This is a genomic window from Spirillospora sp. NBC_01491, from assembly GCF_036227065.1.
In the GTDB taxonomy this organism is placed as follows: domain Bacteria; phylum Actinomycetota; class Actinomycetes; order Streptosporangiales; family Streptosporangiaceae; genus Spirillospora; species Spirillospora xylanilytica.
Genome location: NZ_CP109432.1, coordinates 7,221,873 through 7,234,512 on the forward strand (window position 1 = coordinate 7,221,873; position 12,640 = coordinate 7,234,512).

At 75.3% G+C, this 12,640-nt stretch carries 12 protein-coding genes; 3 read left to right on the top strand and 9 right to left on the bottom strand.

The features are described 5' to 3' along the window. Positions 1 to 16: 16 nt before the first annotated feature. Together OHA34_RS33575 and OHA34_RS33580 are read right to left on the bottom strand one after the other, a co-directional pair. Entirely contained in the window at positions 17 to 358 is a 342-nt protein-coding gene (locus OHA34_RS33575; protein ID WP_285937299.1) for a VOC family protein, read from the bottom strand. After that, a complete protein-coding gene (locus tag OHA34_RS33580; protein WP_285937298.1) occupies positions 355 to 756 on the bottom strand; it encodes a Zn-ribbon domain-containing OB-fold protein in 402 nt (133 codons plus the stop codon). The genes OHA34_RS33575 and OHA34_RS33580 overlap by 4 nt, the downstream gene beginning before the upstream one ends. 91 nt (positions 757 to 847) lie before the next feature. Here OHA34_RS33580 and OHA34_RS33585 point away from each other — a divergent pair, with 91 nt between their 5' ends. Next, positions 848 to 1,885 (top strand): LLM class flavin-dependent oxidoreductase, encoded by a 1,038-nt coding sequence (locus OHA34_RS33585; RefSeq protein ID WP_329519931.1) that lies wholly within the window; start codon positions 848 to 850, stop codon positions 1,883 to 1,885. Beyond that, positions 1,885 to 2,364: a GNAT family N-acetyltransferase gene (locus tag OHA34_RS33590; protein WP_329519932.1), complete on the top strand. Its 480-nt coding sequence runs from the start codon at positions 1,885 to 1,887 to the stop codon at positions 2,362 to 2,364. The genes OHA34_RS33585 and OHA34_RS33590 overlap by 1 nt, the downstream gene beginning before the upstream one ends. Here OHA34_RS33590 and OHA34_RS33595 read toward each other — a convergent pair. The 6 genes from OHA34_RS33595 to OHA34_RS33620 all read right to left on the bottom strand — a co-directional run bounded on the left by OHA34_RS33595 (position 2,345) and on the right by OHA34_RS33620 (position 9,913). Continuing rightward, positions 2,345 to 4,207, bottom strand: a complete 1,863-nt coding sequence (locus OHA34_RS33595) for an FAD/NAD(P)-binding protein (protein WP_329519933.1) — start codon at positions 4,205 to 4,207, stop codon at positions 2,345 to 2,347. The two genes, OHA34_RS33590 and OHA34_RS33595, sit on opposite strands and share 20 nt — an antisense overlap. Further along, positions 4,204 to 5,823 (bottom strand): ABC transporter ATP-binding protein, encoded by a 1,620-nt coding sequence (locus OHA34_RS33600; RefSeq protein ID WP_329519934.1) that lies wholly within the window; start codon positions 5,821 to 5,823, stop codon positions 4,204 to 4,206. Before OHA34_RS33600 ends, OHA34_RS33595 begins: the two co-directional genes overlap by 4 nt. Continuing rightward, on the bottom strand, positions 5,820 to 6,659 hold the full coding sequence (locus OHA34_RS33605) for an ABC transporter permease (RefSeq protein WP_285937293.1): 840 nt from the start codon (positions 6,657 to 6,659) through the stop codon (positions 5,820 to 5,822). The genes OHA34_RS33600 and OHA34_RS33605 overlap by 4 nt, the downstream gene beginning before the upstream one ends. Next, complete coding sequence (locus tag OHA34_RS33610; RefSeq protein WP_285937292.1) at positions 6,656 to 7,576, bottom strand: ABC transporter permease; 921 nt, start codon at positions 7,574 to 7,576, stop codon at positions 6,656 to 6,658. The genes OHA34_RS33605 and OHA34_RS33610 overlap by 4 nt, the downstream gene beginning before the upstream one ends. Beyond that, positions 7,573 to 9,207, bottom strand: a complete 1,635-nt coding sequence (locus tag OHA34_RS33615) for an ABC transporter substrate-binding protein (RefSeq protein WP_329519935.1) — start codon at positions 9,205 to 9,207, stop codon at positions 7,573 to 7,575. Before OHA34_RS33615 ends, OHA34_RS33610 begins: the two co-directional genes overlap by 4 nt. Before the next feature lie 115 nt (positions 9,208 to 9,322). After that, the gene (locus tag OHA34_RS33620; RefSeq protein ID WP_285937290.1) at positions 9,323 to 9,913 is read right to left on the bottom strand and encodes a TetR/AcrR family transcriptional regulator; all 591 of its coding nucleotides are present in this window, start codon (positions 9,911 to 9,913) and stop codon (positions 9,323 to 9,325) included. A gap of 125 nt (positions 9,914 to 10,038) precedes the next feature. On the opposite strand from OHA34_RS33620, the gene OHA34_RS33625 reads away from it, so the two are divergent. Next, positions 10,039 to 11,466, top strand: a complete 1,428-nt coding sequence (locus OHA34_RS33625; protein WP_285937289.1) for an MFS transporter — start codon at positions 10,039 to 10,041, stop codon at positions 11,464 to 11,466. Positions 11,467 to 11,545: 79 nt separating this feature from the next. On the opposite strand, the gene OHA34_RS33630 is transcribed toward OHA34_RS33625, so the two are convergent. Further along, entirely contained in the window at positions 11,546 to 12,316 is a 771-nt protein-coding gene (locus OHA34_RS33630) for a helix-turn-helix transcriptional regulator (protein ID WP_285937288.1), read from the bottom strand. Positions 12,317 to 12,640 lie beyond the last annotated feature (324 nt).

Here is a 12,640-nt window from a genome sequence, read left to right on the forward strand (position 1 = left end):
GGGCAGGGGGTGGGGGCTACCGGCTCGCGTAGAGCACGAACGGGTTGCCGGCGGGGTCGCGGAGCACGGCGCGGATCTCGTGCGGGCCCTCCTCGGGGCCGCGGATCAGCCGCGCGCCGGCCGCGGTGAGCGTCGCGGTCATCGCGGCGACGTCGTCGACCTTGAACGAGATGGCGGGCTCGCCGCCGGTCACGTCCTCCTCGGGCCCGGCGATCGCGAACGTGGTGCCGCCGCCGTCGAGCGCCGCGAACCGGCCGCCGTCCTGGAACTTCAGCGGCAGCCCGAGCGCGTCGCGGTAGAAGCGGACGGCCTGCTCCACGTCCTTGGCCGGGTAGAGGACGTTGCCGATTCGGGTCATGGTGCGGGCCTCCAGTGCGGCATCGGGCCGAAGCCCTCGGTGTCGGTGATGTGGAGCTCCACCGGCATCCCGATCCGGACGTCGCCGGGCGGGCAGCCGATCACGTCGCCGAAGACGCGCGCGCCCTCCGGCAGGTCCACCCAGGCGATGACGTAGGGCGGCGTGAAGCCGGGGAGGAACGTCCGGTGGACGACGCTGAAGGTGTGCACGACGCCGCGCGGGCCGACCGTCTCGTACCGCAGGTCCGTGCCGCCGCAGAACGGGCAGACCGGTTCGGGGACGTGCACGAACCGGGCGCATCCGGTGCAGCGTTGCAGTGCCATCTCGCCGCGCGCGCAGGCGTCCCAGTAGGGCGCGGTCAGCGGGCTCGGCGTCGGGGCGGGGCGCGGGTGGTCCATCGCGAGCCAACCTAGCGCACGCTTGGTTGACGGACAAGAGGTCCAGATCCGGCCAAGGTGCGACATAGGACCATCTGGTTAGGCTGGTCGGGTGAGCGATCACCTGCATGTCGCCCTGGCGCTGGACGGCTGCGGATGGCACCCCGCCGCCTGGCGCGACCCGGCCGCCGCCCCGCCCGGACCGTTCGCCCCCTCCCACTGGACCGCGCTCGCCGCCGAGGCCGAACGCGGCCTGGCCGACTTCCTGACCCTTGAGGACGCCCTCGTCCTGCAACCCGGCACGGACGGGAACGGCCCGGTGCGGGGCCGTCCCGACATGGCGCTGGTGGCCGCGCGCCTGCTGGCGGCGACGTCCCGGATCGGGATCGTCCCGACCGTGACCACCCTGTACACCGAGCCGGCCCGGATCGCCTCCGCGCTCGGCACCCTCGACCGGCTCGGCCGGGGCCGCACCGGATGGCGCGTCCAGGCCGGACGGCGCGCCGAGGCGCCCGGCTTCGGCGCCGAGCCCGCGCGGGCGCTGCGGCCCGGCGAGCTGGACGGCACCGCGGGCCTCGGCCCGCTGCTGGAACAGGCCGCCGGCGCCGCCCGCGAGGTCCGCCGCCTCTGGCGCGAGCGCCCGCCGGTGTCACCGCAGGGTCAGCCGCCGGTCATCGCGCTCGCGCACGCGCCGCTCCCGTACCGGTTCGCCGCGCGCGGCGCCGACCTCGTCATGGTCACCCCGCACGACCGGGAGCAGGCGCGCAGCATCGTCGGGCAGGTCCGCGCGGCCGAGGCCGCCGAGGGCCGGACCGGCGCCCCCCTGCGCGTCTACGGCGACCTGGTCGTGTTCCTCGACGCCGCCCGCAAGGCCCGCCTGGACGCTCTGCTCGGCGCGCCGTGCCCGTCCGACGCGGCGGTCTTCACCGGCACGCCCGGAGAACTCGCCGACCTGATGCTCGACTGGCGGGACGCCGGGCTGGACGGGTTCCGGCTGCGTCCCGGCGTCCTCCCGGACGACCTGACGGCGATCACCGGCCACGTCCTGCCCGAGCTGCGCCGCCGCGGGGCGTTCCGGACCGCCTACGGGGCGGCGACCCTGCGCGGGCGCCTCGGGCTCGCGCGCCCGGCCGGCCGGGCGGCGGCCTGATGGGCGCGGTCGTGCGGGCCGTGGCCTGGGACCATCCGGCCGCCGCCCGGCTCCGGGCTCGGCTGATCACCGAGCTGAGGGAACGCTACGCCGACCGGCTCCCGTCCGTCCCGGGCCGTCCGCTGGACCCCGACCCGGCGGACGGCGACGTCGCCTACACCGGCGTCGCGTTCACCCCGGGCGGCCTCCCCGTCGGGCACCTCGCGCTGCGTTGGACCGGCCCCGACCTGGAGCTCAAGCGGATGTACGTGGTCCCCGGGCACCGCGGCCACGGCGTGTCGTCGGCCCTGCTGGCGGCGGCGGACGAGGCGGCCCGCGACCTCGGCGCGGCGCGGATCGTCCTCCAGACGGGCGACCGGCAGCCGGAGGCCGTGCGGCTCTACGAGCGGGCCGGCTACACCCCGATCCCCGTCTTCCCGCCCTACGACCGGCTGAGCTACTCGGCGTGCTTCGAGAAGGTCATCGGCGCAGGCCGGTGAGGATCGTCCGGGCCAGCGCATCGGCGGTGCGGAAGGACGAGCCGTTCGCGCGCGGCCGGTTGAACCCCGCCATCAGCAGGCCCTGGCCCACCCGCGCGCCCAGCGCGTACCGGCGCGGATGGGCCCGCCCGCGCGCGTCCACCAGCCGGTGGCCGCGCACCGCGAGCCGGCCCAGCGGGTAAGGCGTCCCGTCCGCGCCGACGAGGGTCTCGGCGGTGGCCTCGCCCCGCTCGTACAGCCCGCGCAGCAGCGGGTCGCGGACGCGCGCGAGGCTCGCCGACGGCTGCCGGGAATCGATCAGCACCCGCGCGCGCACGGGCTCGGGCACATGGGTGCCGGACGCGGCGAACACGCCGTCGCGCGCCTCCACCCTCAGCCCAGGCCCCATGAACCGGACGATCCCGGCGCGCGACAGCGCCTCCAGCTCCCGCAGCCGCCGCGGCGGCGGGCCGCTGGTGCAGTAGCTGAACACGCTCTGGAACCACTCGAACAGCTCCTCAGCGTGCGAGCGCGCCGACAGCAGGCCGCGGTCGATCAGGCCGAGGATCACCCCGAACACCGTCAGCAGCCCGTCGAGCAGGGCGAGGTCGGCGCTGTGGGACGGGTCGGAGTGCCTGGCCGCGTTGCCCGCGATATAGCCGCGCAGCCACCGCCGCAGCTCCTCGGGCGCGCCCCCGGACGCGCCGAACCGCAGGCCGGACGCGGGGTCGAGCAGCGCCCGGACGTCCAGCCGGTCGCCCTCGCCGGGGACCGAGGCGGCCACCAGCGCCGCCCGTTCCGGGCCGTCCCAGACGAGTCCGTCGTAGGCGGCCAGGAACGAGGCCCAGCTCCGCGACGTCCGCTCGGGGTGCGCGGTGAACAGCCGGTGGTAGTAGAAGTGCCCCAGCTCCTTGGCGGCCAGGGGCCACAGGTCCCGTTCGAGGTCGAGCGGTCCGGACCGCGCGTACAGGGCCTCGGCCGTCCCGGGCGTCAGGTAGCGGGGCGCGGGGCGCGGCACGCCGTCCCGCGCATAGGTGATCTTGGACAGGTACGGGACGCCGCGCCGCGACCCCGGGTACATGACCGGCTCGCGGCCGGACGGCCGGTAGGTGAGCGCGCCGCCCGGACCGGGCTCGAACCGGCCGCCGCGCCCCTCGGCCAGCAGCGCCATGTCGTCGACGAACGTCAGGCCCATGCCGCGCATGACGACCGGCTCGCCCGCCGGCACCGCGTCCAGGTCCGCGTCGGCCGCGTAGTGCGGCGGCACGTACATCAGCCCGTGCTCGCCCGCGTACGCGGCGAGCCCGCGCTGCGCGGGGTCGGGCTCGGTGTGCAGCGACCCCTGGACGAGCAGCACCGCGTCCGCCGCCAGAACCGCCCCCGCCCCCGCGCCCCTGCCGGCCAGCCGGACGAACTGCCGGTCGCCGGACTCGGTGAGGTCGACGGCGGTCGCCCGGTGCACCCGCACCCGGACGTTCGCCGGGGCGGTCTCGGCGACCTGCTCGAAGCACCACCCCAGGTAGGCGTTCTGCTCCCGCCGGGACGGGAAGTGCGCCGGGTCCATCGGCCGGCCCCGGGTCGCACCCCACTCCACGATGGACGGCCCGGGCCGCACCGGCCCCTCCATCCGGACGGTGTCGTCGGTGAACATGGTGATCTCGCGGGCCTGGGAGTTCATCCACAGCAGCCGGGACTGCTCCCGCCGCCACACCCGGCCGCCGCCCGGCGGGTACGGGTCGACCAGGTGCAGCTCCAGCGGACGGTCGCCGACCAGGTCCGGCGCGTTGGCGGCCAGCCGCCCGGCCATCACGGTGCCGCCGGGCCCGGCGCCGACCACCACGATCCGCAGCGGTTCCACGGTCACGCCACCGGCTCGCCGGCGTCCGCCCCGTCCAGCCGGGGGATAGCCGCGACCAGCTCGCGGGTGTAGGCGGTGGCCGGCCTGGTCAGGACGCGTCCCACCGGGCCCGCCTCCACCACCCGTCCGCCGCGCATCACCAGCACCCGGTCGCTCAGGTGGTGGACCACTCCCAGGTGGTGCGAGACGAACAGGTACGCCACCCCGAGACGGGCCTGGAGGTCGGCGAGCAGGTCCAGCACCTGCGCCTGCACCGACACGTCCAGCGCCGAGACCGGCTCGTCGCAGACCAGCACCCGCGGGGACGGCGCGAGCGCGCGGGCGATCGCCAGCCGCTGCCGCTGCCCGCCGGACAGCTCCCTGGGCCGCCGGTCCAGCAGCGCCGGGGAGAGCCCCACCTGATCGAGCAGCGTCGCCCGCGACGGCCCGCCGTCGCGCAGCGCCTCGTCGAGCAGCCGCCGCACCGTCAGCCGGGGGTCGAACGAGCTGAGCGGATCCTGGTGCACGAGCTGGATCTCCCGCCGCCGGGGCCGCCGACCGCTTTCGGAGAGCGCGCTCCACGGCGCCCCGTCCAGCCGGACCTCGCCGCCGTCCGGCGGCACCAGGCCGAGGACGAGCCGCGCCACGGTGGTCTTGCCCGATCCCGACTCCCCGACGATCCCGAGCGTCTCGCCCGCGTGCAGCCGGAAGGACACCTCGTCCACCGCCCGGCGGTCGCCGAACGCCTTGACCAGCCCGTCCGCCTCGACCACCACCTTCCGCGCGGCCTCCCGGCCCGGCGCAGGACCGGGGGCGGACGCGGCGGCGGGGCCGGGCTCGGCGGTCACGGTGAGGCGGGAGCCGCGGGTGCGCTCGGACGGGATCGCCGCCAGCAGCGTCCGCGTGTACGGGTGCCGCGGCGCGCGCAGCACCTCCCGGACCGGTCCCTCCTCGACGAACGCGCCGTCCTTCATGACGTGCACCCGGTCGGCGAGCCGCGCCACCACCGCGAGGTCGTGGCTGATCAGCAGCAGCGCGGTGCCCGCCCGCTTGCGCTCGGCGAGCAGGTCCAGGATCTGCGCCTGGACGGTCACGTCCAGCGCGGTGGTGGGCTCGTCGGCGATGAGCAGCGCCGGGTCCGCGGCGATCGCCGAGGCGATCAGCGCGCGCTGCCGCAGCCCGCCCGAGAGCTGGTGCGGGCGCTGCCGCGCGCGCAGCCCGGGTTCGGGGACGCCGACGGTCGCCAGCAGCTCGATCGTGCGCTCGCGCACCCGCCCGCGCGGCGCGGCGCGGTGCCGCCGCAGCGTCTCGGCGATCTCGGCGCCGACGGGCCGCAGCGGGTCCAGGGAGACCAGCGCGTCCTGGAGCACCAGCCCGACCACGCCGCCGCGGATCGACCGCCACCGCCGCTCGGGCAGCCGCCGCACGTCCGTCCCGCCGACGACCAGCCGCTCGGCCCGCACGTCGGCCCCGGGCCCGGCCAGCCCGACCAGGCTCCGCGCGGTCACGCTCTTGCCCGACCCCGACTCGCCGACGAACGCCACGCACTCGCCCGGCTCGATCCGGAACGACACCTCCCGCACGGCCCGCTCGGCGCCGAAGCCGATCCGCAGGCCGCGCGCCTCCACCAGGGGCCCGGTCATGGCACCCGCCTCCCTTCCACCCGGCGCTGGAGATGCCGGCCCACGACGGTGATCGCCAGCACGCTGCCGGTGATGGCGACGCCGGGGAAGACCGCCGTCCACCACGCGACCGCGTAGTAGCCGCGGCTGTCGGCGAGCATCGCGCCCCACTCCGGCGCGGGCGGGCGCGGCCCGAGGCCGAGGAAGCTCAGCGTCGAACCGGCCCCGATCGCCGACCCGACCCCCAGCGTGGCCAGCACCAGCACCGGGCCCAGCGCGTTCGGCAGCACGTGCCGCCACACGATGGCCGCCGGGCGCACCCCCAGCGTCACCGCGCCCTCCACGTATCCCGAGCGGCTGATCTGGAGGATCTGCGCGCGGACGATGCGGGCGTACACCGGCATGGTCAGCACCGCGACGGCGAGGACCACGTTGAGCGTGCCGGGCCCGGCGACGGCGATCACCAGCAGCGCCAGCAGCAGGCCGGGGATCGCCATGAACACGTCCAGCCCCCGGGTGACGACCTGGTCGGCGACCCGTCCGCCGCGCGCCGCCAGCAGCCCGAGCGCGGTGCCGCCGAGCAGCGCGAGCCCGGACGCGCCGAGGCCGCTGAGCAGCGACGGCCGGGCCCCGTGCACCATCCGGCTGAGCACGTCGCGGCCGTTCTGGTCGGTGCCGAGCGGGTGGTGCGCGCCCGGCGGCAGCAGCGTGCGCAGCGGATCGGCCTCGGTCGGCGAGTGCGGGGCGAGCAGACTGGGCACGAGCGCGACCAGGACCAGCGCGGCCAGCACGGCCGCGCCGAGCCACAGGCCCGCCCGCACCCGCGGGCGCCGGGACGGGGGAGGAAGGGCGGTCATGCGGCGGCCTCCGTCCGGAGCCGGGGATCGATCAGGCGGTACAGGACGTCCACGGCCAGCGAGCACGTCACGTACACCAGGGCCGCGACGAGCACGACGCCCATCACCACCGGCATGTCCTTGTTGGTCACGGCGGTGAGCGTCAGCCGCCCGATCCCGGGCCGGGAGAAGACCTGCTCCACCACGACGGCGCCGCCGAGCGTGGTGCCGATCAGCCAGCCGGTGAGCGTCACCGCCGGCAGCAGCGCGTGCCGGAGCGCGTGCCGGAGCCGCACCGCGCCGTCGCCGAGCCCGCGCGCCCGCGCGGTCACCACGAACGGCTCGTCCAGCGCGTCCTCCAGTCCCTTGCGCAGCACCTGCGCGAGCATCCCGGCCGGGGTCACCGCGAGCGCGACCGCGGGCAGCGCCAGCCCGCCCGCCGCCGGGAACAGCCGCAGCGTGAACGAGAAGACGATCAGCAGCAGGGTGCCGAACCAGAACTGCGGCACCGACAGGGCGACGGTCTCGGTCGCCGCGAACCCGCCGCGCAGCCAGGGGGCGCGGTGCGCGGTGAGCAGGGCGACCACGACCGCGACCACCACCGCGAGGGCCAGCGCGCAGGAGGTCAGCGCCAGCGTGGCCGGGAGCTGGTCGCCGATCGCCTCGCTCACCGGGACGCGGAGCTGGTAGGAGCGCCCGAGGTCGCCGTGCAGCACGTGCCACAGGTAGGTGGCGTACTGCTCGGGGACGGAGCGGTCCAGCCCGTAGTCGGCGATGATCTGCCGCCGCACCTCGGGGGTCGCCTGGGACGAGGTGCCGAGGATGAGGTCGAGGGTGCCGCCGTCCATGAGCTGGAGCGCGGCGAACCCGACCGTCACCGCACCCCACAGCACCACCACCGCGAGCCCGAGCCGCGCCCCCGCGGCCCGCGCCCTCATGACCGGATCCACGCGTCGTAGAAGAGCGGGAACCCCTGCGGCTCCCACTGGACGCCCTGCACGCTGCGCTGCACCCCGAGCACGTAGTTGAACACGTAGACGGGGAACACCGCGGCGTCGTCGGTCACCTTCCGCTGCACCTGGGCGTAGAGCGCGGCGCGCTCGGCCGGGTCCGGCTCGGCCAGGGCGCCCTCGAGCCACCGGTCGGTCTCGGGGGCGGAGTAGCGCGGGTAGTTCATCCCGTACGCGCCGGGGGACGCGATGGTGGCGGTGCTGAACAGCGATCGCAGGATATCGGCGTCGGCGCGCTGCCAGCTCGTGTCGCCCATGTCGTACTCGCCCTTGTTGAAATGCTGGATCGCCTCGCCCACGGGGGTGTTGTCGATGTCCAGGCGGAACCCGGCGCGGCGGGCCGCCGCCTGCACCTGGGCGCCGAGGACGTCGCGCTGCTCCCGCGCGACGGCCTTGATGAAGTTCCAGCGCAGCGCGAGCGTCCGCCCGTCCTTGGTTCGGTAGCCCTGCGCGTCGCGTCCGGTGTAGCCCGCCTCGTCCAGCAGCCGGGCCGCCTCGGCCGGGTCGTACCGCGGCCGGACCGACCCGTCGAAGCCCGCCGTGCTGGGCGACAGCGGGCTCGCGGCGGGCTGGAAGACCCCGAAGTACAGCCGCTCCACGATCGTCGGGAAGTCGATGCCGGCGCGGAACGCCCGCCGCACCCGCACGTCCGAGAACGGGCCGCGGGAGGTGTTGGGGTAGTAGGCGTAGTTGCCGCCGGGCGACTGCCGCGCCAGCACCGCCAGCCGGGGGTCGGCCCGGACGCGCCGCACCGTCACCGGCGGCACGCTCGCGATGGCGTCGAACTGGCCGCTCTGGAGGCCGCCGAGGCGCACCGAGTCCTCGGGGATCACCCGGATCCGCAGCCGGGACAGCCGGGCCGGGCCCTGGTGCGCGGCGGTCGGCGGCGCCCACCGGTAGCCGGGGTTGCGGCGGTAGTCCACACCCTGCTGGACGACGTAGGGCCGCATGGTGAACGGGCCGGTGCCGACGACCCTGGTGCACAGCCCGTCCTGGCCCCGCGCGATCGAGGCGGGCGACTCGATGCCGAGGTAGGCGGTCGACAGGGCCGACAGCAGCGGCGCGTACGGCTCGCGCAGCCGCACCTGGACGGTGTCGGCGTCGACCGCGGTCGACCCGGCGTACGGCCCGAGGAACCCGATCGCGAGCTGCGACTTGGTCGCGGGCGCGGCCACGTGGTCGAGGTTGGCGCGCACGGCGGCGGCGTCGAACCTGGTCCCGTCGGAGAAGCGCACATCGCCGCGCAGCTCGAAGGTGTAGGTCCGCTGGTCGGCCGAGACCCGCCAGGACCGGGCCAGCCACGGGTGGATCGCGCCGCGCGCGTCCATCGACACCAGCGAGTCCAGCACCGGGCGGGTGAACAGCGCGGCGGTGTCGGTGGAGGCCTGGTGCGGGTCCAGGCAGGTCGACGGCTCGGCGTTGACCGCGAAGGTCAGCGTGCCGGGACCGCCGGACCGCGGCCCGGCGAAGGCGTCCACGCCGCAGCCGGTCGCGGCGAGCGCCAGGCCGAGGCCCACGCCGACGCCCGCGGCGAGCGGGACGGGGGGTCGCCTGCCCATGGGTGATCGGGCCTCCCAGGTCGCGTCGTGGCGGTGCCGACGATCACGTTAAGCACGCGTCGCGGCTCCGGCGCCGACGTGACAGGAAGCTGACAGCACCGATCCCGGGGGCGGGTCAGAGCGGGGGGTCGTCCGGGCCGGGGGCGTGGCGCAGGCCGTCGAGGAAGACCGACAGCATCCGGGAGGCGTTCTCGGCGGGCGCGGCCGTGCGCTCGGCGGCGATCCCGACCGCGTTGGCGATCCGGACCACGTCGCGCGCGTCGACGTCGGGGCGGACGCGGCCGGTGGCCTGGGCCCGGGTGAGCAGCCGCTCGGTGGCCTCGCAGATCGCCGCCGAGGAGCCGCCGAGGCTGGTGGCGCCCCACGGTGAGGACATGACGCCGATGAGCACGGTCGAGGTGCCCTTCTGGGTGGAGACCCCGGCCAGGTAGGTGCGCAGCCAGGTGGCCAGCGCGTCGGCGGGGGAGTCGCTCTCGACGAGGTCGCGGGCCTGGCCGAGCAGTCCCTCGATCCAGTCCTCCAGCACGGCGTGCAGCAGGTCGTCGCGGGTCGGGAAGTGGCGGTAGAGCGTGCCCGAGCCGACGCCCGCGCGCTTGGCGATGTCGTCGAGCGAGGCGTCGGTGCCGTGCTCCAGGAACGCGGCCCGCGCGGTGGAGATGAGGCGCTCGTAGTTGCGCCGCGCGTCCGCCCGCATCGGCCGGGTCATGGCCTCGCCCTCCACTGCCGTTGCATAACCGGGGACCGTCCCCGTATCGTGGCGGCTAACCGGGGACCGTCCCCGTTTAGCTTCGCCGCACCCGCTCTCTCCGTTCCGACCGGGAGAAATCCATCATGACAGACTCCATCTCCGCGGAGCCGAGGACGGTCGCGTCCCCCCGCCGGTACGACTCGGGCGTGACGCTCACCGTGATCGTGGCGTGCCAGCTGATGATGGTGCTCGACAACACCGTCGTCACCATCGCGCTGCCGCAGATCCAGAGCGGCCTGCACTTCAGCGCCACCTCGCTGTCGTGGGTGATGAACACCTACGTGCTGGCCTTCGGCGGGCTGATGCTGCTCGGCGGCCGGGCCGGCGACATCCTCGGCCGCCGCACCGTGTTCCTCGGCGGCGTCGCGGTCTTCACCGTGGCCTCGCTGGTCTGCGGGATCGCCGGCGAACCGTGGCTGCTGCTGGTGGCGCGGACGGTGCAGGGCGTCGCCGCCGCGTTCGCCTCGCCGGCCGCGCTCGCCCTGGTCGCCGGGACGTTCGAGGGGGAGCGGCGGACCCGCGCGCTGGCCGTCTACGCCGCCGTCTCCAGCATCGGCTGGGCGGTCGGGATGATCGTCGGCGGGCTGTTCACCTCGTGGCTGTCGTGGCGCTGGGTCTTCTTCATCAACATCCCGCTCGGCATCGCCGTCCTGCTGGCCGCGCCCCGCTACATCAAGGAGACCGCGCGCCACACCGGGCGCTTCGACGGCGCCGGCGCGCTGACCTCCACCCTCGGCATCGCCGCCCTGGCGTACGCGCTGATCCAGGTGGCCGCCGACGGGTGGAGCGACCCCCGCGGCATGGTCGCGCTCGCCGCCGCCGTGCTGCTGCTCGCCGCGTTCGCGCTGACGGAGGCCCGGGCCGCGCAGCCGATCACGCCGCTGCGGCTGTTCGCCGACCGGGGCCGCTCCACCGCCTACCTGGCCCGGATGTGCATCAACGGGAGCATGATGGGGATGTTCTTCTTCCTCACCCAGTTCCTCCAGAAGATCCTCGGCTACAGCGCGCTGCGCGCCGGGCTGGCGTTCGTCCCGATCGCCGTCGCGATGCTGGTCGCCACCCGGGTCGCGCCCAAGCTGGTCGAGCGGTTCGGCCGCCGGTGGCCCACGGTCGGCGCCGCGCTGGCCCTCGCGGCCGGGATGCTGTGGCTGTCGAGGGTCTCCTCGGAGACCGGCTACCTCACCGGCATCGTCGCCCCGCTGGTGCTGGGCGGGCTCGGGATGGGCATCGCCTTCGTGGTGCTGACGATGCTCGCGCTGGAGGGCGTGGCCCCGGCCGACACCGGCGCCGCGTCCGGGCTGGTGACGGTGACGCAGCAGCTCGGCGGCGCGATCGGGATGTCCGTCCTGGTCACCGCGTTCGGCCTGGCCGGACGGGGCGAGCACGGCGGCCCCGACGCGGTGTTCACCCACGGCGTGCGGTCGGCGTTCCTGGTGGCCACGCTGCTCGCGCTGCTCGGCGCGGTGGCGGTGGTCGCCGGAATCCGCGGGACGCGCCGGGTCGGCGAGTGACCCGATGCCGCCTGCGTCCCCGCCGCCGCCGCACGGTCCCGTCGGCCCGCGCGCCCTCCCGGCCCGCTCGGCCGGGCGGTCAGCCGGCGGGCACGAGGCCCAGGGAGGCGGCCCGGACGCCCGCCTGGAAGCGCGACTCGGCGCCGAGCCGCTGCATGATCTCGGCCACGTACCGCCGGTAGGTGCGCACCGACACCTCGAGCTGGCGGGCCGCGATCTCGTCGGTCATCCCGGCGCTCAGCTTCACCAGCACGGCCTGCGCGACCTCGCCCATCCGGCCGTCGTGGAAGCAGGTGTGCAGGGCCAGGTCGCGCGCGCCCTCCCACGCGGCGGTGCACAGCCGGCACAGCATGGAGATCTGCACCGGATCCCGGACGACCAGCGCGGAGTAGCGGCCGTGCACGTCGGCGCTCCACAGCACGGCGATCGTCCCGTCCAGGAGCAGCACGTTGCACAGTTTGGCGTCGGAGACGCGGATCTCCGCGCCGGCCGCGACCGCCTCGCCGAGGACGCTTGGAGCGCGGTCCTCCACGGCCTCGGTGCTGTAGAGGACGCGCACGCGGCGGCCCTGCCCGGCCAGCCGCCGGAGCAGAGCGGTCCCGCGCCGCCGGTGCTCGTCGGAGACTGGCGTACCGGCCGCCATGAAGAAGGCCTTGGACTGGACCTGAGCGAAGAGGCGTTCGATCTCGGCAGGCCAGCCGGTCCCCTGGTGGTGCTCGGCCCGCGTCGGCGACCCGGGGGCCGGCGCGGCGGGCGGGGCCGGGACCCCGGCCGCCGCCAGGGCCATCCTGTTCAGCTGCCGATCTGGCCGGCACAGCGGAGAGGGGCGGTCGAACGTGACATGCTTCACTGCAACTCCCGACATCCCTGACAGGCGGTATCAGAGGCACACAATAGAACAAGTTCTACACAGCGTTATCCGCTGCTCGCACATTTTACCTCGCATTAACCATTTCACTGAAAGGTGGCGTCGCGTGATTCCATTGTGACCATCGGTGATCGCTCGAGTTCGAGGCTCCGGAAAAGTCGTTTCACGCGCCCCTGAAACAGGCTTTGAACAGGACAGACCTCGATGACATCACCGGCCTGACCCTCGCCGAACCCGACCTATGCACCCTGGGTCCGGATGTGTTCGAGGTCAGCGGGGGGCCGCTGTGAAAGCCGTGCGCCGCAG